This is a genomic window from Streptomyces sp. NPDC041970 (genome assembly GCF_055588985.1).
This window is the reverse complement of the sequence record NZ_JBVJCD010000031.1, coordinates 9,429-33,406: the sequence shown is the minus strand read 5'-3', so window position 1 is coordinate 33,406 and position 23,978 is coordinate 9,429. Positions and strand designations below refer to the sequence as shown.

The following is a 23,978-nucleotide window of genomic DNA, read 5'->3' as shown; positions in this document are numbered from 1 at the left end:
CCGGCTCAGCCCGGAACGGGCGCCGGGTTGCCCCGCAGCCGCTGGGCGCGGAGCACGAGCAGCATCGCGAAACGCTGGTCCGGCTCGTCGATGGCCTCCCCCCACAGCTCGCGGATCTGCCGCAGCCGGTAGCGGGCCGTCTGCGGGTGGACGCCGAGCCGGGCGGCCACCTCGGGCGCGCCGCCGGACGTCTCGATCCAGGCCAGCAGGGTCTCGGCCAGCCGCCGGGCCTGGCTCGGGCCGACGCCCTCCAGCGGGGCGAGGCAGCGCAGGGCCGACGCGTCGATCAACTCCTGGGCGGACAGCAGGAGCAGTTCCTCCGTGTGTTCGGTGCAGTGCAGCACCTCCCCCTGCGGCAGCAGATCCCTCTTCATCAACTGGACCGCCGTCTCCGCCCACCGCAGCGACGTCGCCGCGGCCGCCAGCGGCACCGGCGGGCCGATCGCGCCGGACCAGCCGGCCGTGGCCCGCCGCACCATCTCCGCACGGCCCGCCGTGTGCGGTTCCGGGATGACGATGCGCGGCTGCTCGCTCTCCATCTCCAGCAGGATCTCCTGCCCGACCGCCGGGGCCACGGCCTCGCGGGCGGGGCGCACGAGCACGCCCACCGCGATCGTCCCGGGCAGCTCCCAGCCGATGCGGGCCGCCCGCTCGGCCAGGGTCCGGGCGGACTCGCCGTGCTGCTCCGTCAGCAGGAGTTCGATCAACTGGCGCTGGAGGCGGAGCCGTTCGCTGGCGCGCCGGGCCGCCGCCTCGGCGTAGCCCCGTACCGACTGCTCCACCAGCCCGTCCAGGTACTCGAATCCCGACTCGGCCAGCTCGTACATGGCGGGCGCGGCGATGTCGACCTGCTGGCCGATCTCGGCGAACCGCCGCCAGGTGAGCCGTACCCCCAGGCGGTAGATGGCCTGGAGCGAGTCGAGGCTGCGGCCGTTCAGCCCCTCGCCCCGGCCGAACTCCTGGAACATCTCCGGCGGCACCCTCGGGTGGGCGCCGGAGGTGAAGTTGTGGACGAACCCCTCGATGGCGCGGCGGATGCCGACGAGGGCCAGGGGCTCCCCGGACTCCTCCTCGACGAGGTGGAGATAGGGGTAGTCCCGGCGGATCTCGTTCAGGATCGTCTGCGCCAGCTCCGGGGCCTCGGACAGGGCGATGGCGGCGAACCGGTCCAGCTTCGGCCGGGGGACCTCCTGCCAGGCGGGGCGGGTCATGGGGCCGCCGGTGCGGTGTCGTAGCTGATCAGCGGCGTGTTGGGCTGCTCGGGGGTGGCGTCGAGCAGCGCCACGGCACCGAACGCCGCACCGGTGGCGAGCGCCGCGGCCACCAGTGCGGTGACGGCGGCGGCGATGAGTCTGCGCATTGTCGGGTCAACTCCTTGCTGGAGGCGATCCCCACCCCGATAGCCGGGCCCCACCGGCTGGCACACAGTGTCGACAGCTCATTGACTTCCGTCAAGGGCTTGCCTACTGTCACGCCCATCAAGGGCTGACCGGCCCTGGGGCCCGTGCACCTCCGCGAAGAGATTCGACATCAGGAGTGCCCGGATGCGCCACCACGCTTCTCCCCTTTCGCTCGTCCTGCTGGGGGCAGGGGTCTTTCTGCTCGTACTCGCGCCGCTGCTCGTCTGGTACGTGCAGCCGCACGCCAAGCGCACCCCCATCGACATCGACACCACGACCGTCTTCACCGGGTCCGGCCGCTACTTCGACACCTCCCGCGTGGAGACGGTCCAGGGCGGGATCACGATCACCCGGCAGGTGCGCGGGGACGTGGCCGACAGCGTGGAGAGCGGCAACGCCGTCTGGGACGTGTCGACCTCGGTCGACCACGACGGGACGCTGCCCGCCTCCGACCCGCGCGACGCCCTCCAGTGGACGATGGAGCGCTGGGTGACCGACCGGTCCACCAACGAGCCGGTGCACTGCTGCGAGGAGTCCCCGGTCTTCGACGGCGAGGCGTACCTCAAGTTCCCCTTCGACGTGGAGAAGCGGGCCTACCGCTGGTGGGACGGCACGCTCGGCGGCGTGGTGCGGCTCTCCTACGCGGGCGAGAAGGAGGTGCAGGGCTACCGCGGCCTGCGCTTCACCGGCGAGGTCGCCCCCACCCGGACCGGGGTGCGGCAGGTTCCCGGCGTGCTCGTGGGCAGGGCGAAGACGCCCCAGGTGCTGGCCGAGGAGTGGTACGCCAACAGCGGCATCGAGCTGGTCGTGGACCGGCGGACCGGCCGCATCATGAACGCGGCGATCGGCCCGAGGAAGACGCTGCGCGCGCCGGGCTCGTCCAAGGACGCCGTCGTGCTGCTGGAGAGCGACCGGGTGGAGTTCACCCCCGAGACCCAGCGCAAGCAGGTGGAGCTGGCGTCGGCGGACAGCGACCGGCTGGCGATGCTCGGCACGACCGCGCCGGCCGGGGCGGCCGGAGTGGGCGGCGTGCTCACCGCGGTGGGAGTCTTCCTCGTCGCGCGGGGCCGGCGGGACCGGGCCGCGGAGGCGAACACTCACATGATGACGAGTCTGCCCCTCTGAGCGACGGTCAAGTTGTCGCTCCGGTGAGTAGCCGGGCGGGGACCCGTGGCCAAAACTGTCTATCCCCACCACAGCACGGCCCCCCGGTCACCCTTTTCCGCTCATCCCACTCCCGTACCCCGCGTCCCCGCCCGTCCGCGACCGTTCCCGCTCTCCCACCCGAGTCCCCGTTCCCCGAGCCGAGTTGGAGCGCCCCATGCCCCGGCACGTACCTCCTCCCCCGCTGCTCGATCCCGCTCCCCGTCCGGCCCCGGCCCGCACCGCCGCCTCCCCCGGACGCATCGTCTTCCTCGCCCACCGCGACCTGAGCAGCCCGTCCGCGGGCGGCTCGGAGCTGCTGGTCGACCAGCTCGCCCGCGGCCTCACCGAGCGCGGCCACGAGGTCACGCTGCTGTGCGGCGGGCGGGCCGCCGGCCGGTCCTACCGGGTCGTCTCCGCGGGCGGCCCGCTGGGGCACTACCTGGGCGCGCGCTCCGCGTTCGCCCGCCTGATCGGCGACTGCGACCTGCTGGTCGAGGTCTGCAACGGCGTGCCGTACCTGGCACCGCTGTGGCACCGCGGCCCCACGGTGTGCCTCGTCAACCACGTGCACACCGATCTGTGGGACATGCGCTTCCCCGCGCCGGTGGCCCGTGCCGGACGCGGGCTGGAGCACTGGGCCCTCTCCCGCGCCTACCGCGACCACCTGATGATCGCCGTGTCGCCGTCCACCGCCGGAGCCCTGCGCGAGCTGGGCGTTCCCGACCGGCGCATCCGGGTGGTGCACAACGGCGTGGAGGAGCCGGCCGCACAGGGCGACCGGTCCCCGACCCCGCTGTTCCTCGCCCTGGGCCGGCTCGTCGACTACAAGCGCATCGACCTGCTCCTCCAGTTGTGGGAGCGGGTGCGACCGGTCACCGGCGGCCGCCTCGTCATCGTCGGCGACGGCCCGGAGCGCGACCGGCTGGAACGACTGGCCGGGCCGGGCGTGGAGTTCGCCGGCCATGTGTCGGAGGCGGAGAAGCACCGGCTGCTCTGCGCCTCCTGGCTGCTGCTGCACCCGGCGGCGGTGGAGGGGTGGGGCCTCGTCGTGACGGAGGCCGGCGCTCGGTCCACCCCGACCCTGGGCTTCGACGTGCCGGGGCTGCGCGACTCCGTCGAGGACGGCGTCACCGGCGTCCTCGCGCGGGGCGCGTCCTCCTTCGCCGCGGCCTGGTGCGCGCTGGCGCTGGACGACGAGCGGCGCGAGGCGATGGGCAAGGCCGCCCGTGAACGCGCCGCCGCCTTCCGCTGGAGCGCCAGCGTGCGCCGGTTCGCGGCGGTGGCCGCCGAGGCGACCGGCGGCGCGCCGGCCCCGGCGATCGGCGCGAGCGCGTGAAAGACCCCTCCTTCCGCCGGTCGGCGACCCTGTTCCGCGCCTTCCTGCGCGAACAGGGCGACCCCGCCCGCGCGTACACCCTGCTGGCCCGCGACGCGGCCGACCAGATCGAGCGGTACGTGCCGCTCCGGGACAAGGTCGTCGTGGACGTCGGCGGCGGCGACGGCTACTTCACCCGCGAGTTCCGCCGGCGCGGCGCGCACGGCTACCTCTTCGAGCCGGACCCCGCCGAACTCGGCGCGGGGCGGGCCCCGCACGCCGTCGTCGCCGACGGCTACCTGCTGCCGCTCGCCGACGGCGCGGCCGACGTCTGCTTCTCCTCCAACGTGCTGGAGCACGTCGCGGACCCGCACACCTTCCTCAGCGAGATGGTCCGCGTGACCCGCCCCGGCGGGCTGCTCTACGTCTCGTTCACCAACTGGCTCTCCCCCTGGGGCGGCCACGAGTGGGCGCCGTGGCACTACCTCGGCGCCGAGCGCGCCCGCGCCCGCCACGAGCGGCGCACCGGCCGCCCGGCCAAGCACCGGCTCGGCGACAACCTCTTCCGGATCGGCGTCGGCGAGACGCTGCGCCACGTCCGGGGCCGCGACGACGTGGCCGTCGTCTCCGCACGCTCGCGGTACTGGCCCGTCGTCCCCCAGCTCGTGCCGCGAATCCCCGGACTGCGGGAATTCGCCACCTGGAACCTCCTCCTCATCCTCCGGCGGTGTTCATGACCAGCGCTGTCCACCCACCCCGGTCCGCGGCCCCGGCGGGCCCCGGCCCCACGCCCGCGGGCCCCGGCGACGGTCCGCCGCGGCCCCGTTCGCGCCGCTGGCTGCTGGGGTTCTGGGCCACCGCGTTCCTCGCGTTCCTGGCGGTGTCGCCCGGCCGGATGACGTTCGACACCAAGCTCGGCGTCGTCACCGACCCCCGCCGCTTCCTGGGCGACCTGGGCGAGCTGTGGCACAGCCGGGCCGGGTTCGGCGGCATCGCCGACCAGTACATCGGCTACCTCGTCCCGATGCTGCCGTACTACACGGCGGCCGACCTGGTGCGGCTGCCCGTGTGGCTCGCGGAGCGGCTGTGGCTGTCGCTGATCGTGGCGACCGCGTTCTGGGGCGCGCTGCGCCTGGCGGAGCGGCTGCGCGTGGGGTCCTCGGCCACCCGGCTGCTCGGTGCGGCCGTGTACGCGCTGTGGCCGACGTACACCATCGTCGTGGGCTCGACCTCGGCGGCGGCCCTGCCCGGAGCCCTGCTCCCCTGGGTGCTGCTGCCGCTGACGAACCCCGCTCTCGCCCCGAGGATCGCGGCGGCCCGCTCGGCGCTGCTCATCCCGCTGATGGGCGGGGTCAACGCCGCCTCCACGCTGGCCTCGCTGCTCCCGGTGGGGCTGTACCTGCTGTCCCGGCCGGGCGGTCCGCGCAAGCGCGCGCTGCTCGCCTGGTGGGTGCCGGGCGTGGTCCTGGCGACCGCCTGGTGGGTCGTTCCGCTGCTGCTGCTGGGCGCCTACGGTGAGAACTTCATGCCGTACGTGGAGTCCTCGGCCACGACGACGGCCACCATGTCGGCGACCGAGGCGCTGCGCGGCGGCGGCAACTGGGTGGGCTACCTGAACTTCGGCGAGGCGTGGCTGCCGGCCGGACTGACCGTCGCCACCGCGACCGTCACGATCCTGGGCTCGGCGCTCGCCGCCGCCCTCGGCCTCGCGGGGCTGGCCCGGCGCGACCTGCCGGAGCGGCGGTGGCTGGTGCTGACCGTCCTGGCGGTCGCGCTCGTCACGCTCGCCGGGTACGGGGGCGCGCTGGGCGGGCCGTTCCACGGCACCGTGCAGGGGTGGTTGGACGGTTGGCTGGCGCCGTTCAGGAACATCTACAAGTTCCAGACGGGCCTGGCCCTGGCCCTGGCCATCGGGCTGGCGCACGCCACCGCCGTCGCCGCCCGTGCGGCCGCCGCGCGCTCCACGCGCGAGCCGGCCCGCGTCCGCCGGTTCGCGCCGGTGCTCGCCGCCGTGCTCGTGCTGCCGGGGCTGGCCTGGCCGTACGCCAACGGGTCGATCCTCCAGCCCGGTTCGTTCAAGGAGCTGCCGGAGTACTGGGCGAGCACGGGCGCGTGGCTGAAGGACAACTCGGCCGACGACCGGGCCCTCGTCGTCCCGGCGACCGCCCACGGCATCTACACCTGGGGCTCCCCCATCGACCAGCCGCTGGACGTGCTGGCCGACTCGCCCTGGGCGCAACGGGACTACGTGCCGTTCGGCACGCCGGGCAACCGGCGGGCGATGGACGCCGTCGAGCAGGCGCTGACCTCCGGGAGCGAGGTGCCGGGGCTCGGCGCGTACCTGAACCGGGCCGGGCTGCACTATGTGGTGGTCCGCAACGACCTGGACCCGGACCAGTTGGGGTACGTCCCGACCACCACGGTCAAGCGCACCCTGGAGGCGTCCGGCTACCGGCGCGTCACCGGGTTCGGCCCGGTGATGACCGGCGGCCGGATCGCGGCGGACACCCCCGTGCAGATCGAGGGCCTCTACCCGCGGCAGCAGGCCGTGGAGATCTACCGACCGCCCGCCGGGACCGAGCGCCCCGGCCGGGCCGGGGCGCTCCCGGCGGCCTCGACCGCCGTCGTCAGCGGCGGCCCGGAGTCGCTGCTGCCGCTGGCGGCGAGCGGCGCGCTCACCGGGCGGCCCGCCGTGCTGGCCGGCGACGCCCATCCGGGCGTGGACCGTCCCTCGCTGTACGCGGCGGGCGACGGGCTGCGGCGCGCCGACACCCGGTTCGGGCTGGTCAACTCCAACACCTCGCACACCTACACCGCCGACGAGCGCAACGCCGCGGAGTCGGTGCAGGACGCCGGGAAGGAGCCCCGGCAGATCCTGCCGGAGCGCGGGGCGCGGCACCAGACGACGGCGGTGCTGCGGGGGGCGAAGGCGGTCAGCGCCTCCTCGGTGGGGAACTGGCTGTTCCACCTGCCGCAGTACGACCCGGCCAACGCCTTCGACGGCGACCCGGACACCGGCTGGGCCGAGGGGTCCCCCGGCTCGCCCGAGGGCGAGTGGGTGCGGATCGACTTCACCGCCCCCACCGACCTGCCCGCCTCGCTCCAGGTGACGCCGCTGCCCAGCGGCGACGTCCGGGCCGCGCCGACCGTCGTGCGGGTGGAGAGCGACCGGGGTCACGAGGACAGCCCGCTGCGGCCGGACGGGACCGCCCAGCGGGTGGCCGCGCCCGCCGGGCCGGCGGCCTGGCTGAAGGTGACGATCCTGGAGTCCCAGCAGGGCCGGCCCGGACTCACCGGGGCCGGGTTCAGCGACATCGCCGTCCCCGGCGTGCAGGTGACCCGGCTGCTGGAGCTGCCCTCCGACGCGCCGCGCGGGGGCGCGGACTCCGCCGTCTACTCGCTGCGGCGGGGCAGCGACCCCGGCGGGCTGTCGTCGGCGGCCGCCGAGGTCGGGCTGCACCGGCAGTTCACCGCGAGCGCGCCGGGCGACCACACGGTGGCCGCGCGCGCGGTGCCCGTCCCCGGTGAGGCCCTGGACAAGCTGCTGTTCGACCTCACGGGCGAGCGGGACAGGATCACGGTGAGCGCCGACTCGACGGCGCGCCTGGGCACGAATTTGAGCCCGCGCAACCTGACGGACGGCGACCTGACCACCGCGTGGATCGCGGGCGAGCGCCCCGTGCTGCGGCTGTCGTGGCCGGAGCGGAAGCAGGTCGGGGAGATCGTCTTCGCGGCGGCGGGCGGACTGTCCACCCGCCCCGAGCAAGTCCACATCAGCTCGCCCGACGGCACCGCGGTGGCCTCGGTGGACGAGAACGGCATGGCCCGCTTCTCGCCCATCACGACCGACCGGATGGAGATCACCATCTCGCGCCGGGCGCCGCTGACCGTGCACAACCCGGTCGCCGACAGCCAGTTGCAGTTGCCGGTCGGCCTGAGCGAGATCCACGTCCCGGCGCTGAAGGAGTACCGCACCCCGCAGCCCGACCCGGAGAAGACCTTCAGCCTGCCCTGCGGCAAGGGGCCGGTGCTCTCCGTCGGCGGCACGTTCCTGGAGACGCGGGCCGAGGGCCGGGTGCGGGACCTGACCGAGCGCCGCCCCATCGCCGTCTCCCTGTGCACCGAGGGCAGCCGGGTGGAGCTGCCCGCCTCGTCCACCACCGTCGAGGCGGGGGACGCCGGGCCGCTCGCCATCACCGACGTCACGCTGAGCAGGGGCGCCCCCGAGGCGGAGCCGGCGACCCCGCGCACGGTGGAGGTCGAGGAGGGGGACGGCGACCGGCGCACGATCGCCGTCGGGGCCGGCGAGGCCTCCTACCTCCAGATCCACGAGAACTACAACACCGGCTGGAAGGCCACGCTGGACGGCCGGGAGCTGGAGCCGCTGCGGATCGACGGGTGGCAGCAGGCCTGGCTGGTGCCCGAGGGGGAGGGCGGCGCCGTCACCCTGGAGTACGCGCCGGCGGCGCTCTACCGGGCCGGGCTGATCGGCTCCGGGGTGCTGTTCCTCGCGCTGGTGGGGCTCGCCCTCGTACGGCGGCGGGGCTCGGCGCCGTACGCCGCCGAGGAGCGGCCCGTCCCGCCGGGGCCGGGGCCGGTCCTGGGCACGGTGGCCCTCACGCTGGTGGGGGTGGTGATCGCGGGGCCGCTCGCCCTGGCCGTCCCCGTCCTCGCCGTCCTGGCCCACCTGCGGCCGAGGCTGCTCGCGCCGGTCGCCTTCGCGGCCATGGCCGCCGCGGGCGTCGTCGCGGCGGCGGGCACCGGGCGGAGCACGGCGGCGGACGCCGGTGCGTTCGGCCCGGCGGCGCAACTCCTCGCGGTCCTCGCGCTGTTCGCCGCACTGGTCACCGCGTGGCGGGAACCGCGCGGCCGCAGGGCCGCCGGGGGTCCGGGCGCCGGCGACGACCCGACGGTCCCGGTGCGGACCGTCCCCTCCGCCGGCCGGACGCTGTCCACCGACGGCGGGCCCCCGGCGGGCGGGGCGGAGCCCTCGCCCCAGGCGCCGGGAGGGGACGTCCGATGACGACCGTGCGACCGCCGGGCGCCCGAGGCGGAGCGCCGTCGGGGCCGCCCGTCCGGGTGCCGTTCCCGGTCGTCGACGAGGTGGCCCGGCACTGCGCGCGGGAGGCCGAGCCGAACACCGTCCACATCGAGATCCACCTGCCCGGCCGGGTGGACGAGGGGCGGCTGCGCTCGGCGTTCGCCGCGGCGCTGGCCCGGCACCCCCGCGCGCTGATGCGGGAGTCGCCCCGGGGGCCGCTCGCCCGGCGCTACACGTGGGAGCTGACCGGCGGACCGGACACCGACCCGGTCGCGTTCCCCCCGTGCGCCGCCGGGGCGCTCGACCGGGCGCGGGCCGACGCGCTCGGCCAGGCCCCGCCGCTGGCGCTCTCGCCGCCGCTGCGGCTCACCGCGGTGCGGGAGCCGGGGCGGGCGGGATGCGTGCTGGTGTTCACCGTGCACCACACGGCCCTGGACGGTCCGGCGTGCCTGCGGCTGGCGGCGACGGCCGCCGAGGTCTACAGCGCCCGCCCCGCTCCCCCGCCCCCCGCCTCGGTCCGGCCGTCGTCGACGCCGGCGCCCCGGCGGCCCCGGACGCCGCCGGCGGCCCGTCCGGCCCATGTCGCGGCGGGCTCGCCGGGCCCCGGCAGGCCGCGCGGCAACGCGGTGCTCCTGGCCGAACTGCCGGTGCCCCGGCGGGAGTCGGGCGCGCCGTACACGGTGAACGACCAGCTCATGGCGGCCACCGCCCTGACGGTGGCCGAGTGGAACCGGACGCGGGGCGCGCGGGGGGCCGACCGGCGTCCGCTGCGGATCACGATGCCGGTCGACGACCGCACCCGCGGCCCGGAGATGCCGATCGGGAACGGGACCCGGCTGGTCGAGGTCGGTTTCGCCGCGCGGGAGCTGGCCCCCGGCGCGGACGTCGCCGCCCTGCTGCGGGCGACCGCGGAGCGGACACGGGCGCTCAAGGCGACTCCCCGCCCCCAACTGGGTCACGCGGCCGACCTGTTGACCGCACCGCTGCTGCCCGTCGCGGCGCGCGCCGCGCTCACGCGGGGGGCGCGGGCGCTGGCCGGCCCGTGGACCTCGACGACGCTGCTGAGCAACATCGGCCGGGTGCCGTACCCGCTGGACTTCGGGGACGCGGGCCGGGCCACCGCCGTGTGGTTCTCCGCGCCCGCGCAGATGCCCCGCGGGCTGACGTTCACCACGGCGTCCACGGGCGGCCGGCTCCATCTGGCGCTGCGCTGGTCGCGCGCCCTGCTGGGCGACGCCGACGCCGTACGCCTGCGCGACCTGTTCACCGGCCATCTGGCCACGACGTCCTCGGAGGCCCTGTGACCGGCGCCGCCCCTCCTCCCCCCGCCCCCTCCGCCGGGCTGCGGGACTTCTACGAGAACCCGGCCGTCCCCGTGGCGTCGGGCGACGGGCGCAGCACGCGGCAGGCGCGGCTGCTGGCCGCCGCGCTGGGCGCGCCGGGGCGGGTGGTCGTGGACGTGGGGTGCGGCGACGGCACGGCGGCGGCCGCGGCGGCCCCCTTCCTCGCCGGGCACCGGGTGGTCGGCGTGGACTGGTCGCAGGACGCGCTGCGCAGGGCCCGGCCGCGGATGGGCTCGGTGGTGCGCGGCGAGCTGGAGCACGGCGGGCTGCCGCTGGCCGACGGCTGCGCGGACGCCGTGCTGTTCAGCGAGATCCTGGAGCACCTGGTCGACCCGGACCAGGCGCTGGAGGAGCTGCGGCGCGTCCTGCGCCCCGGCGGCCATCTGATGCTCTCCACCCCGAACCTGGCGGCCTGGTACAACCGGGCGCTGCTGCTCGCCGGGGTGCAGCCGGTGTTCTCCGAGGTCAGCCTGCGCGCGATCCACGGCCGACCGGGCTCCGAGGTGGTCGGCCACCTGCGGCTGTACACCGCTCGCGCGCTGCGCTCCTTCCTGTACGCGTCCGGCTTCCGGGACGTGCGGATCACGGGCGCCCCCTTCCACGGGGTGCCGCGTCCGCTGCGGCTGCTGGACCGGGCGGCGTGCGCGGTGCCGGGCGCGGCCTCGATCCTGCTGGCCCACGCGCGGCGGAGGTAGCGCGGTGTGGTGGGGTGTGGGCGCGGCGCTGCTGGCCAACGTGCTCTACAGCGTGGGCTTCGTGGTGGAGAAGCGGGCCCTGGGCTCGCTGCCCGCGCTCTCGGCCGACCAGCCGCTGCACGCGGTCCGGACGCTGCTGGGCAGTCCGCTGTGGATGGTGGGCGCGCTGGCGCTGGCGGGCGGGTTCGGGGCCCAGTTGGTCGTGTACCGGGCGCTGCCGATCGCGGCCGCGCAGGGCATCTTCGTCTCCGGCCTGGTGCTGCTCCTGCTGCTGTCCTCGGCGGTCCTCGGCGAGGAGCCGTCGGGGCGCGAACGCTACGCGCTGGTCGGTGTGCTGGTCGCGCTGCTGATGGTCGTCGCCTCGGTGCGCGAGGGCGAGGACGTGGTGAGCGCCGGGGCCCCGTGGGCGCTGGTGCTCCTCGTCTGCGTGCCGGCGCTGGCGGCGGGCGTCTGGCTGTACGCGCGGGTCGAGAGCCGGGCGGTGCGGCGGCACCGCGCGCCGACCAGCGGCATCGGCTACGGGGTGGCGGTGGGGCTGCTCTACGGGGTCAGCTCGCTGGCCGTCAAGGGCGCCTCCAGCCGCCTGACGAGCACCGATCTCGGCGAGGCCGCGGCGTCGCTGCTGGGGTCGCCGTACCCGTACCTGCTGCTGTTCACCGCGGTGGCCGGGCTGGTCATGTCGCAGGCGGCGCTCCAGCGCTGCCGGGCGTCCTTGATCGTGCCGGTGTGCACCACGGTGACCTGCCTGTTCACGGCGGTCCTCGGGACGCTGGCCTTCGGCGAGTCGCTCCCCGACGACCCGCTGCTGCTCACCCTGCGGGTGGCCGGGACGGCGCTGGCGCTCACCGTCCTGCTGGCCATGCCCCGCCACGACGCGGCGCCCGCCGCCCCGTCCTGACCGCCCGCGTCCGCCGGGCCCCGCCCGGTGCGAGACCTGTCCGAGGAACGCCCGCCGTTCCGCCCGTCCATCCGAGGGAGCTGTTGCGATGAAGCCCGACGACCCGCTGCTCGCCATCCTGGCCTGTCCGCTCGACAAGGGGCCGCTGGCCCTGCTCCCCGAGGAGGAGGCGCTGTACAACCCCCGGCTGCGGCTCAGCTACCCGGTCGTGGAGGGGATACCGCAGCTCCTGCCCTCCTCGGGGCGGCGGGTCGGGCAGGACGAGCACGAGCGCTACCTGGCGCGTCTCGAGGTCCCGGCCACGTGACCACGTTCGCCGCGGCCGTGGCGTCCCTGCTGCCCGACCGCCTCGTCGGGTCCGCCGCGGTCGCCCTGTACCCGCGCTTCGAACCCGAGCTGCGGCGGCTCGCGGACTTCTGCCCGCCGGGCGGCACGGCCCTGGACATCGGGGGCTGGTACGGCCCCTGGTCGCGGCGGCTGGCCGCGCGCTGCGCCGAGGTGGTCACGGTCGAGCCGGTGCCCCGGCTGGTGGAGCACCTGCGCCGGACGCTGCCGTCGAACGTCCGGGTGGTGGAGGGCGCGGCGGCGGACCGCGCGGGCACGGCGCGGCTGTGGCTGCCGGAGGGGGACGGGGGCGAGCGGGGGGTGTCCTCGCTGGCCCGCCGCGACATCCACGGGCACTGCCTGGAGGTGCCGTCGCTGACCGTGGACGGTCTGCGGCTGCGCGGCGTGGACTTCGTCAAGATGGACGTCGACGGCGGCGAGCGGGCCGCGCTCCTCGGCGCGGTGGGGCTGCTGCGCCGGGACCGGCCGGCGCTGCTCGTCGAGTTGGAGAGCCGGCTCGGCCCGATCGGCCCGGTGATCGGCATGTTGGCCGACCTGGGGTACGCGGGGTGGGTGCTGGCGGCCGGGGACTGGACCGCGCTCGCCGATTTCGACCTGGTGGGCCATCAGGCGCGGACCGAGCACCTGGTGCACCGGGGTCTGCTGCACCGGGCGTTCGCGCCGGGCCGCGAGCGGTACGTGAACTCGGTGCTCTTCCTGCCGGACGGCCGGGCGCCGGGGGCCGCGCACACGGCGCGCGGGCGCGGCGCGCCGGGGCCGCCCTGAGCGCACCCGGCCCCCGTCCGGCCGCGGCCCCCGGGCACGGCCCCTCTCAGCCGGCCGGCGCCTGTGCGTCCCCGTCCCGCCCGCTCTGCGCCTCGGCGTCCTCGGCGCTCGCGGCGGGGCTGCCCTTGCGCACCGTGCAGTGCAGCGAGTCGTCGGCCACGTCGGCGACGATCGTGTCTCCGGGGTCGGCCTCGCCGCCCAGGAGCAGGGAGGCGACGCGGTTGTCGAGTTCCGTCTGGATGGTGCGGCGCAGCGGGCGGGCGCCGAACTCCGGCTGGTAGCCGTGGGCGACCAGGAGCTTCCTGGCCGCCTCGGTGACCTCCAGGGTGAGCCCCTGGGCGTGGACGCGGTGCTTGCTGCGGTCCAGGAGGTGGTCGACGATCTCGGACAGGTCCTCCTCGGTGAGGCTGTGGAAGACGATGATGTCGTCGATGCGGTTGAGGAACTCGGGCAGGAACCGCCCCCGCAGGTCCTCCATCAGCTCGTCCCTCAGCTCGGCGGCGTCGCCCTCGTGGGCGAGGATGCGGTGCGCGCCGATGTTGGAGGTCATGATGACGACGCAGTGGCGGAAGTCGACCGTGCGGCCCTGGCCGTCCGTGAGCCGTCCGTCGTCGAGGATCTGGAGCAGGGTGTTGAAGACGTCGGGGTGCGCCTTCTCCACCTCGTCGAACAGGACCACGCTGTAGGGCTGGCGGCGGACCTTCTCGGTGAGCTGACCGGCCTCGTCGTAGCCGACGTATCCGGGGGGCGCGCCGACGAGCCGGGCGACGGTGTGCTTCTCCTGGAACTCGCTCATGTCGAACCGGATCATGCGGTCCTGCTGGCCGAACAGCAGCTCGGCGAGGGTCTTGGCCAGTTCGGTCTTGCCCACGCCCGTGGGGCCCAGGAAGAGGAACGAGCCGACGGGCCGATCGGGGTCGCCCATGCCCGCGCGGTTGCGCCGCACGGCCTGGGAGACCGCGGTGACCGCCTCGTCCTGGCCGACGATCCGGGCGTGCATCTCCTCCTCCAGCTTGAGGAGCTTCTCCTTCTCGCCGGCGGTGAGCTGGGAGACGGGGATGCCGGTGCGGCGCGAGACGATGTCGGCGATGTCGGCGGCCGTGACCGTGACGACGCCCTCGCGCCGCTCCTCGATGCCGGCGAGCTCGCCCTCCGCCTCCGCGATCTGCTCCTTGAGGGCCTTGGCCCGCTCGAACTCCTCGGCGGCGACGGCCTGGTCCTTCTCGCGCCGCAGCCGGGCGAGGCGGTCCTCGCGGCTGACGACCGCGGTGGAGCGGCCCGCGCTGCGCAGCCGTACGCGCGCCCCGGCCTGGTCCATCAGGTCGATGGCCTTGTCCGGCAGGAACCGGTCGCTGATGTACCGGTCGGACAGCTCGGCGGCCGCCGCCAGCGCGCCGTCGGCGAAGCGCACCTGGTGGTGGGCCTCGTAGGCGTCCCGCAGCCCTTCGAGGATCTGCACGCTCTCCTCGACGGTGGGCTCCGGGATCAGGACGGGCTGGAAGCGGCGTTCGAGGGCGGCGTCCTTCTCGACGTGCTTGCGGTACTCGTCGATCGTCGTCGCGCCGACCACGTGCAGCTCGCCGCGGGCGAGGGCGGGCTTGAGCATGTTGCCCGCGTCCATGGAGCCCTCGCCGGTGGCGCCCGCCCCGACGACCGTGTGGAGTTCGTCGATGAAGAGGATGATCTCCCCCTCGGCCTGCTGGACGTCCTCGATGACCTTCTTCAGGCGCTCCTCGAACTGGCCGCGGTACTGGGCCCCGGCCACCATCCCGGACAGGTCCAGGGAGACGACCCGCTTGTCCTTGAGGGTCTCGGGGACCTCGCCCGCGACGACGCGCTGGGCGAGTCCTTCCACGATGGCGGTCTTGCCGACGCCGGGTTCGCCGATGAGGACCGGGTTGTTCTTGGAGCGCCGGGACAGGATCTCGATGGTCTGCTCGATCTCGTCGGCGCGGCCGACCACCGGGTCGAGCCTGCCGGCCCTGGCCTCCTCGGTGAGGTCCCTGCCGAACTCGTCCAGGGTCTCGGAGGGCCGCCGACCGCCGGCGGGCGCCCCTTCGGCGCGCGCGGCCCGGTCCGTCTCGCCGCGCAGCCGGCCCACGTCGAGGTCGTCCGCGCGCAGGAAGCGGGCGGCCCCGGAGTCCGCGTCGTCGATGAGCGCGCCGAGGATGTGCTCGGGGCCGATGTAGGAGACCCCCGCCGCCTGCGAGCGGGCGTAGGCGGCGGTGAGGGTCCGCTTCGCGGCCGGGGTGAGACCGGGTTCCGACGACGGCTCGGCGGCCTCGCGGGGCAGGACCGCGTCGAGCTGCGCCGCGAGCGCTTCCGGGTCCACCCCGGCCTGGGCCAGCACCCGCCGGGAGGGCTCCACCCGGGTGGTCGCCCACAGCAGGTGCTCGGTGTCCAGGTCGGCGGTGCCGCCCTCGACCGCCTTGCGGGCGGCGAGGCCCAGGAGTTCGTGGGAGGACTCCGTCAGCAGCCGTCCGATGGGGACGCGCTGCACGGCCGGGGGCGAGGACGCCGGTGACATGCCGAAGAACCGGTTCAGCAGGTCGCTGAAGGGGTCGGAGGGGCCGAGAGGTGAACCGAACGCCATCGACATGTCAGCTCCAGGGAGGCGAGGCAGGGCTCTCCCACTCAAACGCGGTGCGCACGCCTCCGCAAACGGAGCGAACCGCCCGGCCCGCCCCCCGGCCCGCTCAGGGCGCGTCGGTCACGGCGCCGTCCCGTACGCCCCCGACAGCGCCTCGACCCGCTCCCAGACCCGCGCCGAGCGCGCCGCGTCGGCGACGGGGCGGCGTACCGCGCCCAGCGCCCAGCTCTGCTGGTCACCGGTGGCGGAGTCCTTGCCGTGCAGCTCGACGGCGTGCGCGGAGAAGTCGCGTACGAGGACGGCGAACAGCTCGTCGAGCACGTCCTGGTCCAGGCCGGTCAGCCGGGCCTGCTCCAGGATGAGCTGGCCGTGAACGACGAGGGCGAACAACTGCCCGACGGCCAGGAGGAGGTCCAGGTCGCGGCTCTGCTCCTCGTCGGGGGCGGCCGTCTCGACGAACGCGCACAGGGCGTCCGCCTGCTCCCGGAAGCGGGCCACGTTGGGCACGTCGGCGTACGCGTCGAAGGCGGGGCGCCAGTCGTGGAAGCGCACGGAGCCCAGGCCGCGGGCCGGCCCCTGCCGGAACAGGAAGGCGTCGTCGGCCGCGTCGAGCCGGGTCGGGACGGGCGGGTGGTCGACCGGGTGCAGCAGGTGGTTGCGCAGGAACTTCAGGATCAGCGCGAGGTTGACGTGGACCGTGCCCTCCAGCTTGGGCAGCCCCCGGATCTCGACGGCGGCCTGGGCGAAGTAGGTGTCCTTCTCGAAGCCCTTGGCGGCGATGACGTCCCACAGGAGGTCGATGACTTTCTCGCCCTCCGTGGTCACCTTCATCTTCGTCATCGGGTTGAAGAGGAGGTAGCGGCGGTCGTCGGGCCCGGCGGAGCGGAAGTAGTCGACGGCGCGCTCGCTGAAGAGCCTCATCCCGACCAGGCGGACGTAGGCGTCGGTCAACTCGCGGCGCACGTGCGGGAACGCGGTGACCGGGCGGCCGTAGAGGACGCGGTTGTCCGCGTGGGTGACGGCCTCGTACATCGCGTGCTCGCAGATGCCGATCGATGCGGTGCAGAGGTTGAACTTGCCGACGTTGACGGTGTTCAGGGCGGCGTCGAACGCGGCGCGGCCCGTGTGCAGGACGTCGTCCGGGCCGACCGGGTAGTCCTCCAGACGGAACTCGCTGACGTACTTGGAGGAGTCGACGACGTTCTTCACCAGGCGGTACGCCGGGTGGCGGCTGTCGGCGGCGAAGAAGACGTAGCCCTCGGGGCCCTCGACGTCGGCGCGCCGCCCGAAGACGGAGACGAGGCCGGCCGCGTTGCCGTTGCCGATGTAGTACTTGGAACCGGTGGCCCGGAAGCCGCCGGCGACCTCGCCGTCCGGCTCCAGCAGCATGTCGGTGGAGTAGATGTCCGCGCCGTGCGCCTTCTCGGAGAGGCCGAAGGCGAACACCTCGCCCTGGGAGAGGAGGGCGGCCGCCCGCTCGCGGGCGGCGGCGTTGCCGCTCTGCCAGACCGGGCCGAGGCCGAGGATGGTCACCTGCCAGGCGTACCAGTAGTCCAGGCCGTAGAACCCGAGGATCTCGTTGAGGGCGGCGATGCGGGCCGTGTCCCAGCGCCGGTCCCCGTCGCCCTCGGGGGCGGCGGAGGCGGGCGTGAGGAAGGTGGCGAACAGGCCCTCCTCGGCGGCGAAGGCGAGGAAGTCGCCCAGCCAGGCGCGGGAGCGGTAGTCCTCGATCAGCCGTCGCTTGCCGCGCGCCTCGAACCAGTCCACCGTGGCGCGGAGCAGCCTGCGCGTCTCCGGGTCGAAGTGGCGCGGGTCGTAGGTGCGCGGGTTGAACAGCAGGGACTCGGCCATGGAGGGCCCCTTCCGGAGGCGGCGGGTGGTGGTCACGGGTGGTACGGGCGGGGCGGCAGGCGTTCAGGCGTCCGCGCCGGGCCCGGCGAGCCGGTGGAGCGTGGCGAGCACGTCGTCGAGCCAGGCGATGGTCATGCGCTCGTACGCGATGCCGCCGCGCAGGACGACGTGCTGGAGCTCGCGTCCGGCGTCCGGCGGCTCGGGCGCGGGGGGCCCGGTGAAGTCGCGCGCCTCCCCGGCGAGGTAGTGGGCGAGCCGGTCGCGGTGGGCCTGGCGGTGGCGCTCGACCTCGCGGATCAGGGCGGCCGGGTCGTCGAAGGCGGCGCCCCGGATCTTCACGGCGAGGTCGTGCCGCAGGCTCTCCGGCTCGATCGGCCGGTGCAGCCACGCGGCGAGCGCGGCGCGGCCGGCCGGGGTGACGGAGTACTCCTTCTTGTCCGGCCTGCCCGCCTGCGGCACCTCGCGGACCAGGAGCAGGCCGTCGCTCTCCATGCGCCCCAGCACGCGGTAGATCTGCTGGTGGGTGGCGGTCCAGAAGTAGCCGATGGACCGCTCGAAGCGCCGGGCCAGCTCATAGCCGGAGCCCGGCCTCTCCAGCAGCGAGACGAGGATCGCGTGGTCGAGCGCCATGCCGCGATCCTTCTATGCAACTCGTTGCATAGGCAAGGCGGTGGGCCGGGATGAGACGGGGCTCACCCCGCCGCACGGAGGGGGCGGCCTCCCTTCGCCGTACGCGGAGGAGCGGGGCGCCCCGCCGAACCCCCGCCCCTCATCCGGACGGGGGCGTGAGCCGCCCGCGCCGGGGGTACGCGCAGGGCTCCGGGCGGTCGGCCCGGATCGCGGAGCCGCCCGCCGGGGCGGAGGATCGAACCGGGCCCGCACACGGCACGGTTCGCCGCCCGCCGACGCGTCGCCGCCCGCCCCCGCCCGTACCGCAGAGCAGGAAGGCAGGAACATGACGAAGAGCGAACAGCCGCAGGACCCGACCCGACGCCACCCCCGCCCCGACTTCCCCCAGCAGGAGCAGCAGCACCCCGGCTGGACCGGGCCCATGGACCCGCCGCCGGACCACGGCGAGGACTCCTACCGGGGGAGCGGCCTGCTCGTGGACCGCAAGGCCCTGATCACCGGCGGCGACTCCGGGATCGGCCGCGCGGTCGCCCTGGCGTTCGCGCGGGAGGGCGCGGACGTGGTGCTGACCCACCTCCCCGAGGAGGAGAAGGACGCGCGGGAGACCGTCCGCCTGGTGGAGGAGGCCGGTCGCACGGCGGTGGCCGTCGTCTGCGACATCCGCGACGAGAAGCAGTGCCGCTCGCTGGTCGAGGAGACGGTGTCCGCGTTCGGCCGCATCGACGTGCTGGTCAACAACGCGGCGTACCAGATGTCGCAGCCGGACGGGATCTCCGCCATCTCCACCGAGCAGTTCGACCGGGTGGTGCGCACCAACCTGTACGGGATGTTCTGGCTGTGCAAGATGGCGCTCCCGCACATCCCGGCGGGCGGCTCGATCATCAACACCACGTCGGTGCAGGGGTACAAGCCCAGTCCGCACCTGCTCGACTACGCGATGACGAAGGGCGCGATCGTCACCTTCACCCAGGGGCTCGCCCAGATGCTGGCCGCCGACGGCATCCGCGTCAACGCGGTGGCCCCCGGCCCGGTCTGGACCCCGCTCATCCCGGCGACCATGCCGGACACCGCCGAGTTCGGGAAGCAGAGCCCGCTGGGCCGTCCCGCGCAGCCCGCGGAGATGGCGCCCGCCTACGTCTTCCTCGCCTCCGCGAACGCCTCGTTCATCACCGGCGAGATCATGAACGCCACGGGCGGCACGCCCCTTCCGTAACCCCCTGGTTGGCGGGCGCACGGAGCGGGAAGGCGTCGTAAATGACTGCGAACCACCATGAAGCACCCGTCCTCGACGCCCTCGCCGCCTACCACGAGCGGGACGAGCTGGGCTTCTCCCCGCCCGGCCACAAACAGGCCCGAGGGGCCGCGCCGGAGGTGCGCGCGGTCCTCGGCGACGCCGTGTTCCTGGGCGACGTCCTGTCCACGGGCGGGCTGGACGACCGGCGGGAGAAGTCCGGCGTCCTGCAGCGCGCCGAGAACCTGATGGCCGACGCCGTGCACGCCGAGCACACCTTCTTCTCCACCTGCGGCAGCTCGCTGTCGGTCAAGGCGGCCATGCTGAGCGTCGCGGCCCCCGGCGCCAAGCTGGTGGTGGGCCGCGACGCCCACAAGTCCGTCATCGCCGGGCTGATCCTCTCGGGGGTGGAGCCGGTCTGGGTGGAGCCCCAGTGGGACGCGGAGCGGCATCTCGCCCATCCGCCGTCCCCGGCCTCCGTGGAGCGGGCGTTCGCCGAACACCCCGACGCCCGCGGGGCCCTGGTGACCAGTCCGACCCCCTACGGCACGGCGGCGGACCTGCGGGCCATCGCCGAGATCTGCCACCGGCGCTCGAAGCCGCTGATCGTGGACGAGGCGTGGGGCGCCCATCTGCCCTTCCACCCGGACCTGCCGTCCTGGGCGATGGACGCCGGCGCCGACGTCTGCGTGACCAGCATCCACAAGATGGGCAGCGGGCTGGAACAGGGGTCGGTCTTCCACCTCCAGGGCGACCTGGTGGACCACGACACGCTGGCCTCCCGCGCCGATCTCCTCGGCACCACCAGCCCCTCCGTCCTGCTCTACGCGGGGATCGACGGCTGGCGCCGCCAGATGGTGCTGGAGGGGCGCGACCTGCTCTCCCGCGCCCTGGAACTGACCGCGACGGTCCGCGGGCGCATCGAGGAGATCGACGGGATGCACGTCAACGGGGAGGAGGACTTCTGCGGGCCCGGCGCGGCCGCCGAGTTCGACCCGCTGCCCGTGATCATCGACATCGGGCGCCTGGGCACCACCGGCTACCGGGCGGCCGACTGGCTGCGCCGCCACCACCGGATCGACATGCACCTCGTCGACCACCGCCGGATCAGCGCCCAGATCACCCACGCCGACGACAAGGACACCGCCGACCGGCTGCTGACGGCGCTGCGCGACCTGGCCCGGCACGCCGGCGACCTGCGGCCCGCGCCGCGGGTGCGCGTCCCCTCCCCCGACGAACTCCGCCCCGACCAGGTCCTCCTGCCGCGCGACGCCTACTTCGCCCGGACCGAGGACGTACCGGCCGAGCGGGCCGTCGGCCGGATCGCGGCCGAGATGATGACCCCCTACCCGCCCGGCATCCCCGCCGTGCTGCCCGGCGAACGGATCACCGAACCCCTGGTGCGGTACCTGCGTTCGGGCGTCGAGGCGGGCATGAACGTGCCCGATCCCGCCGACCCCACCCTGGCGCACATGCGGGTCTGCGCCGAGGAGCCCCGCTCCTGACCGGCCGCCCCGCCGCTCCCCCTCATCCGTCCGGACCCCGCCACGAAGGAGACCCCTCCCATGCGCGCCCTCGCCCTCGTCTGCACGTTGAACGCCTCCCCCGCCCCCTCCAGCAGCCACCGCCTCGCCGAGCAGGTCATGGCCGAGTTCGCCCGCCACGACGTGCGCGGGGAGATCGTCCGGATCGCCGACCACGACGTACGGCCGGGCATCGGCGTGGACATGGGCGACGGCGACGCCTGGCCCGCCATCCGCGAGAAGGTCCTGGCGGCCGACATCCTGCTGATCGCCACCCCCATCTGGCTCGGCCACCCCGCCAGCCTCTGCCAGCGGGTGCTGGAACGCCTCAACGCCGAATCGTCCGAGACGGACGACCAGGGCCGCCCCCTCGTCCAGGGCAAGGTCGCCGCCGTCGCCGTCGTGGGCAACGAGGACGGGGCGCACAAGGTGAGCGCCGACGTCTTCCAGGGCCTCGACGACATCGGCTTCTCCCTGGCCCCCGGCGCGGTCACGTACTGGGTGGGGGAGGCGATGCAGGGCACCGACTACCAGGACCTGGACAGCACGCCCGAGCCCGTCGCCTCGACGACCCGCGCCCTCGCCGCCAACGCCGTCCACCTGGCACGCCTGCTCACCGACCACCCCTACCCGGCGCCCTGACCCGCACGACGCCGCCCGCCCCTTTCCCCGTGCGGGGGAAGGGGCGGGCGGCGAGGGGGTCGCTCAGGCGGTGGCCACCGCGCCGCCGCCCAGGGCCGAGCGCCGCAGGTGACGGCGGGCCGCGGCGAGCGCGGAGGCCACGTCGCGGGTCCCGGTGGAGACGCACAGGGTGTAGCTCACGTCCTCCAGCCGCCGACGCGCCTCCTCCAGGCCGTCTCCGCACTGCGCCCGGAGTTCGTCGTAGCGGCGCAGAAGCTCTTCGAGTACCGCGGGGTGAGCCATCAGCATCGCGCTCAGCCTTTCTCTCACAACCAGGGAGGACAACGGGACGGGAATGCCCGCCGCGCAGAGCACATGGCCCGCAGGGCGTCGCGCGAGAGACAGAGGGGAGTGAATCGGCGGCATCACGGATCACTTCCGGAAAACGGACGGCATTTAGTCGTCCGCTCACCGACCTCGCCCTCTTACTGTGCCCAGCACCACGGCGTCCACGCAAGCGTGGAATTCCGTACGCGATATCCCTCCGTCCTCTCCGCCGGTTCGGGCGGACCCGCCCCGCGGGACGGGGCGACACGGCCGCGCAAGGGCCCGACGTGCGGCGATTCACCCGAGTGGACGCGGTCGTACCGAGCGGCCACCGGCCTCCCGCGCCCCCGGACCACCGCCCCCGGCGCGCTCGGGCCGGGTCCGGGAGCCCCGGTCGGGCGCGCCCCGTCCCGGTCGGCGCTGTTTAGTTGTCCTGAAACGGGAAACGCGGGTGAGCGCACCACGGGACAAGGGTTCTCCTCCTCCGGCGCGCCGCTCGCGGCCCCGAGGGAGAGGGGACCCGGAAAGGAATACGCCATGCCCGCTGGTTCGAATGCCAAGCGTGAACGGCAGTACGAGCACATCAAGGAGAGCGAAGAGGAAAGGGGCGCGTCCGAAGGGCGGGCGAAGGAGATCGCCGCCAGGACCGTGAACAAGGAGCGCGCCCGCGCCGGCGAGTCGAAGACGGCGAGCAGGACCTCGACGCAGGACGAGAAGTCGGCCTACCAGCGTGGTGGGGAACGCTCCCACCGGGGCGCGCAGGGGCCGACCAGGGACCAGCTCTACGAGGAGGCCAGGAAGAAGAACATCGACGGGCGCTCCTCCATGAACAAGGCCGAGCTGCGCAGGGCCCTCGGACGCTGAGGCCCGCGGACCGACCCGCACCACCCGCGACGCAGAGGAGCACGACATGCCCGACCAGGGCCGCGGCGACGACGTGTACCAGCCGCAGAACGACGGCGCGCAGGAGCCGCCGAACGACGACCTCGACCTGCAGAACGCGCTCGGCGAACGCGATCTGGACGACGTGATGGACGAGGGCTACTCGCCGCCCGAACGCCCCCTGGGGGTGGACAGGTTCGGCACCACGGGGGCCGAGGAGCGCGAGGGCGAGTCGCTGGACCGGCGGCTGGCCCAGGAGGAGAGCGACGTCGGCGCCGGACGGCCCGAGGGCGACGGCATCGGCGACCTCCCCGGCGGGGAGGGCGAACCGCGGGAGGAGATCAGCGGCGAGCGGCGCGCCGGCCGGCTGAGCGCCACGGACGACGGGACGGGCCGGCAGACGGACGTGTTCGCCGAGGACGTCGGCATCGACGGCGGAGCGGCGTCGGCCGAGGAGGCGGCCGTCCACGTCGAGGACGAGCCGGACGGCGCATGACGGACGAGGAGCCGGGCGGGCGAGGGCCGGACGCGAGGAAGGCGGGCGACATGGCGAGAGCGGCGGTCTTCGACGTGGACGGAACGCTCACCGACACCAACTACCTCCACGCGGTGGCGTGGTGGGAGGCGTTCCGGCAGGCGGGCCACACCGTCGCGATGCGGGACGTGCACCGGTCGATCGGCCTGGGCTCGGAGGATCTGATCGAGCGGGTCCTCGGGGACGACCGCGACCGGGACCAGGACTCCGCCGTCAGCGCCGCGCACAAGGCGCTCTACGGGACGTACTACGACCGCCTCCCCGCCTTCGAGGGCGCGGGCGACCTCCTGCGCACCCTGGCGGGGCGCGGCTGGCGGGTGGTGCTCGCCACCTCGGCGAGCGGACCGGAGCTGAAGGCGCTGCGCCGCGCCCTGGACGCGGACGAGGCCATCGAGGACACGGCCAGTTCGGACGACGTCTCCGAGGGCAAGCCGGCCGCCGAGCCGGTCCGGCTGGCCCTGGAGCTGGCCGGGGTGGACGCCGAACGGGCGGTGTTCGTGGGCGACACCGTGTGGGACATGGAGGCGGCCTCGCGCGCCGGGGTGCGGTCGGTGGCCGTGCTCTCGGGCGGCATCCCCCGCGCGGACCTGGAGGACGCGGGCGCGGAGGCCGTGTACCGGGACACCGCCGACCTCCTCGCCCACCTCGACGACTCCCCGTTCGGCGCGCTGTCCGCCTGACGTCCGGCGGGTCCGCCCGCGGGCGGTGACGAGGCCGCAGGGCCGCAAGCGGAGGCGGGGGGGGGGGGGGTGGGGGGGGAGGGGGGGGGGGGGGGGGGGGGGGGGGGGGGGGGGGGGGGGGAAAGGGGGAAGCCGACCACCCCCCCCCCCCCTCCCGGGG

21 protein-coding genes are annotated in these 23,978 nt (G+C 74.8%); 15 read left to right on the top strand and 6 right to left on the bottom strand.

Annotation, left to right across the window (positions count from 1 at the left end; all coding sequences use genetic code 11):
* Positions 1 to 5: 5 nt before the first annotated feature.
* Both ACZ6EJ_RS17005 and ACZ6EJ_RS17000 read right to left on the bottom strand, forming a co-directional pair.
* Positions 6 to 1,211, bottom strand: a complete 1,206-nt coding sequence (locus tag ACZ6EJ_RS17005) for a PucR-like N-terminal domain-containing protein (RefSeq protein WP_469267892.1) — start codon at positions 1,209 to 1,211, stop codon at positions 6 to 8.
* Positions 1,208 to 1,360 carry a hypothetical protein gene (locus ACZ6EJ_RS17000; RefSeq protein ID WP_469267891.1) on the bottom strand — a complete coding sequence of 51 codons (153 nt, stop codon included), beginning with the start codon at positions 1,358 to 1,360 and terminating at the stop codon, positions 1,208 to 1,210. The genes ACZ6EJ_RS17005 and ACZ6EJ_RS17000 overlap by 4 nt, the downstream gene beginning before the upstream one ends.
* A gap of 184 nt (positions 1,361 to 1,544) precedes the next feature.
* Between ACZ6EJ_RS17000 and pgfA the strand changes: the two genes are divergently transcribed.
* From pgfA to ACZ6EJ_RS16955, 9 genes are all read left to right on the top strand, one after another.
* Positions 1,545 to 2,525 (top strand): cell envelope lipid trafficking protein PgfA, encoded by a 981-nt coding sequence (pgfA, locus tag ACZ6EJ_RS16995; RefSeq protein WP_469267890.1) that lies wholly within the window; start codon positions 1,545 to 1,547, stop codon positions 2,523 to 2,525.
* A gap of 196 nt (positions 2,526 to 2,721) precedes the next feature.
* A complete protein-coding gene (locus ACZ6EJ_RS16990) occupies positions 2,722 to 3,882 on the top strand; it encodes a glycosyltransferase family 4 protein (RefSeq protein WP_469267889.1) in 1,161 nt (386 codons plus the stop codon).
* A complete protein-coding gene (locus ACZ6EJ_RS16985; protein WP_469267888.1) occupies positions 3,879 to 4,598 on the top strand; it encodes a class I SAM-dependent methyltransferase in 720 nt (239 codons plus the stop codon). Before ACZ6EJ_RS16990 ends, ACZ6EJ_RS16985 begins: the two co-directional genes overlap by 4 nt.
* Entirely contained in the window at positions 4,595 to 8,884 is a 4,290-nt protein-coding gene (locus ACZ6EJ_RS16980; protein ID WP_469267887.1) for an alpha-(1->3)-arabinofuranosyltransferase domain-containing protein, read from the top strand. Before ACZ6EJ_RS16985 ends, ACZ6EJ_RS16980 begins: the two co-directional genes overlap by 4 nt.
* Positions 8,881 to 10,206: a condensation protein gene (locus tag ACZ6EJ_RS16975; protein ID WP_469267886.1), complete on the top strand. Its 1,326-nt coding sequence runs from the start codon at positions 8,881 to 8,883 to the stop codon at positions 10,204 to 10,206. The genes ACZ6EJ_RS16980 and ACZ6EJ_RS16975 overlap by 4 nt, the downstream gene beginning before the upstream one ends.
* Positions 10,203 to 10,940 carry a class I SAM-dependent methyltransferase gene (locus ACZ6EJ_RS16970; protein WP_469267885.1) on the top strand — a complete coding sequence of 246 codons (738 nt, stop codon included), beginning with the start codon at positions 10,203 to 10,205 and terminating at the stop codon, positions 10,938 to 10,940. The genes ACZ6EJ_RS16975 and ACZ6EJ_RS16970 overlap by 4 nt, the downstream gene beginning before the upstream one ends.
* 4 nt (positions 10,941 to 10,944) lie before the next feature.
* Positions 10,945 to 11,838 (top strand): hypothetical protein, encoded by an 894-nt coding sequence (locus ACZ6EJ_RS16965; protein ID WP_469267884.1) that lies wholly within the window; start codon positions 10,945 to 10,947, stop codon positions 11,836 to 11,838.
* An 88-nt stretch (positions 11,839 to 11,926) separates the two neighbouring features.
* Positions 11,927 to 12,145, top strand: a complete 219-nt coding sequence (locus tag ACZ6EJ_RS16960) for a Trm112 family protein (protein WP_469267883.1) — start codon at positions 11,927 to 11,929, stop codon at positions 12,143 to 12,145.
* Entirely contained in the window at positions 12,142 to 12,948 is an 807-nt protein-coding gene (locus ACZ6EJ_RS16955) for an FkbM family methyltransferase (protein WP_469267882.1), read from the top strand. The genes ACZ6EJ_RS16960 and ACZ6EJ_RS16955 overlap by 4 nt, the downstream gene beginning before the upstream one ends.
* 46 nt (positions 12,949 to 12,994) lie before the next feature.
* On the opposite strand, the gene ACZ6EJ_RS16950 is transcribed toward ACZ6EJ_RS16955, so the two are convergent.
* From ACZ6EJ_RS16950 to ACZ6EJ_RS16940, 3 genes are all read right to left on the bottom strand, one after another.
* Positions 12,995 to 15,547 carry an ATP-dependent Clp protease ATP-binding subunit gene (locus tag ACZ6EJ_RS16950; protein WP_469267881.1) on the bottom strand — a complete coding sequence of 851 codons (2,553 nt, stop codon included), beginning with the start codon at positions 15,545 to 15,547 and terminating at the stop codon, positions 12,995 to 12,997.
* A 111-nt stretch (positions 15,548 to 15,658) separates the two neighbouring features.
* Complete coding sequence (locus ACZ6EJ_RS16945; RefSeq protein ID WP_469267880.1) at positions 15,659 to 17,389, bottom strand: acyl-CoA dehydrogenase family protein; 1,731 nt, start codon at positions 17,387 to 17,389, stop codon at positions 15,659 to 15,661.
* A 63-nt stretch (positions 17,390 to 17,452) separates the two neighbouring features.
* Positions 17,453 to 18,019 (bottom strand): PadR family transcriptional regulator, encoded by a 567-nt coding sequence (locus ACZ6EJ_RS16940; protein WP_469267879.1) that lies wholly within the window; start codon positions 18,017 to 18,019, stop codon positions 17,453 to 17,455.
* A 325-nt stretch (positions 18,020 to 18,344) separates the two neighbouring features.
* Between ACZ6EJ_RS16940 and ACZ6EJ_RS16935 the strand changes: the two genes are divergently transcribed.
* Genes ACZ6EJ_RS16935 through ACZ6EJ_RS16925 form a run of 3 tightly spaced genes read left to right on the top strand, consistent with a single transcriptional unit; the run spans position 18,345 to position 21,415 of the window.
* A complete protein-coding gene (locus ACZ6EJ_RS16935) occupies positions 18,345 to 19,232 on the top strand; it encodes an SDR family oxidoreductase (protein WP_469267878.1) in 888 nt (295 codons plus the stop codon).
* A 41-nt stretch (positions 19,233 to 19,273) separates the two neighbouring features.
* Positions 19,274 to 20,755 (top strand): aminotransferase class I/II-fold pyridoxal phosphate-dependent enzyme, encoded by a 1,482-nt coding sequence (locus ACZ6EJ_RS16930; protein WP_469267877.1) that lies wholly within the window; start codon positions 19,274 to 19,276, stop codon positions 20,753 to 20,755.
* A 60-nt stretch (positions 20,756 to 20,815) separates the two neighbouring features.
* Positions 20,816 to 21,415, top strand: coding sequence for a flavodoxin family protein (locus ACZ6EJ_RS16925; RefSeq protein ID WP_469267876.1), 600 nt, complete (start codon positions 20,816 to 20,818; stop codon positions 21,413 to 21,415).
* A gap of 63 nt (positions 21,416 to 21,478) precedes the next feature.
* Here the strand turns inward: ACZ6EJ_RS16925 and ACZ6EJ_RS16920 are convergent, their stop codons facing one another.
* Positions 21,479 to 21,703: a DUF5133 domain-containing protein gene (locus ACZ6EJ_RS16920; RefSeq protein ID WP_469267875.1), complete on the bottom strand. Its 225-nt coding sequence runs from the start codon at positions 21,701 to 21,703 to the stop codon at positions 21,479 to 21,481.
* A gap of 555 nt (positions 21,704 to 22,258) precedes the next feature.
* On the opposite strand from ACZ6EJ_RS16920, the gene ACZ6EJ_RS16915 reads away from it, so the two are divergent.
* Genes ACZ6EJ_RS16915 through ACZ6EJ_RS16905 form a run of 3 tightly spaced genes read left to right on the top strand, consistent with a single transcriptional unit; the run spans position 22,259 to position 23,818 of the window.
* Positions 22,259 to 22,585, top strand: a complete 327-nt coding sequence (locus ACZ6EJ_RS16915) for a plasmid stabilization protein (protein ID WP_469267874.1) — start codon at positions 22,259 to 22,261, stop codon at positions 22,583 to 22,585.
* Between the two features lie 46 nt (positions 22,586 to 22,631).
* Positions 22,632 to 23,099: a DUF5709 domain-containing protein gene (locus ACZ6EJ_RS16910; protein ID WP_469267873.1), complete on the top strand. Its 468-nt coding sequence runs from the start codon at positions 22,632 to 22,634 to the stop codon at positions 23,097 to 23,099.
* 50 nt (positions 23,100 to 23,149) lie between these two features.
* Complete coding sequence (locus tag ACZ6EJ_RS16905; RefSeq protein ID WP_469267872.1) at positions 23,150 to 23,818, top strand: HAD family hydrolase; 669 nt, start codon at positions 23,150 to 23,152, stop codon at positions 23,816 to 23,818.
* The last annotated feature ends 160 nt before the right edge of the window (positions 23,819 to 23,978 follow it).

Coding starts and splice junctions, on each gene's coding strand:
- ACZ6EJ_RS16915 (WP_469267874.1), top strand. CDS start 22,259: ATGCCCGCTGGTTCGAATGCCAAGCGTGAACGGCAGTACGAGCACATC.
- ACZ6EJ_RS16960 (WP_469267883.1), top strand. CDS start 11,927: ATGAAGCCCGACGACCCGCTGCTCGCCATCCTGGCCTGTCCGCTCGAC.
- ACZ6EJ_RS16905 (WP_469267872.1), top strand. CDS start 23,150: ATGGCGAGAGCGGCGGTCTTCGACGTGGACGGAACGCTCACCGACACC.
- ACZ6EJ_RS16950 (WP_469267881.1), bottom strand. CDS start 15,547: ATGTCGATGGCGTTCGGTTCACCTCTCGGCCCCTCCGACCCCTTCAGC.
- ACZ6EJ_RS16990 (WP_469267889.1), top strand. CDS start 2,722: ATGCCCCGGCACGTACCTCCTCCCCCGCTGCTCGATCCCGCTCCCCGT.
- ACZ6EJ_RS16910 (WP_469267873.1), top strand. CDS start 22,632: ATGCCCGACCAGGGCCGCGGCGACGACGTGTACCAGCCGCAGAACGAC.
- ACZ6EJ_RS16945 (WP_469267880.1), bottom strand. CDS start 17,389: ATGGCCGAGTCCCTGCTGTTCAACCCGCGCACCTACGACCCGCGCCAC.
- ACZ6EJ_RS16920 (WP_469267875.1), bottom strand. CDS start 21,703: ATGCTGATGGCTCACCCCGCGGTACTCGAAGAGCTTCTGCGCCGCTAC.
- ACZ6EJ_RS16940 (WP_469267879.1), bottom strand. CDS start 18,019: ATGGCGCTCGACCACGCGATCCTCGTCTCGCTGCTGGAGAGGCCGGGC.
- ACZ6EJ_RS16930 (WP_469267877.1), top strand. CDS start 19,274: ATGACTGCGAACCACCATGAAGCACCCGTCCTCGACGCCCTCGCCGCC.
- ACZ6EJ_RS16975 (WP_469267886.1), top strand. CDS start 8,881: ATGACGACCGTGCGACCGCCGGGCGCCCGAGGCGGAGCGCCGTCGGGG.
- pgfA (WP_469267890.1), top strand. CDS start 1,545: ATGCGCCACCACGCTTCTCCCCTTTCGCTCGTCCTGCTGGGGGCAGGG.
- ACZ6EJ_RS17000 (WP_469267891.1), bottom strand. CDS start 1,360: ATGCGCAGACTCATCGCCGCCGCCGTCACCGCACTGGTGGCCGCGGCG.
- ACZ6EJ_RS16925 (WP_469267876.1), top strand. CDS start 20,816: ATGCGCGCCCTCGCCCTCGTCTGCACGTTGAACGCCTCCCCCGCCCCC.
- ACZ6EJ_RS16980 (WP_469267887.1), top strand. CDS start 4,595: ATGACCAGCGCTGTCCACCCACCCCGGTCCGCGGCCCCGGCGGGCCCC.
- ACZ6EJ_RS16935 (WP_469267878.1), top strand. CDS start 18,345: ATGACGAAGAGCGAACAGCCGCAGGACCCGACCCGACGCCACCCCCGC.
- ACZ6EJ_RS17005 (WP_469267892.1), bottom strand. CDS start 1,211: ATGACCCGCCCCGCCTGGCAGGAGGTCCCCCGGCCGAAGCTGGACCGG.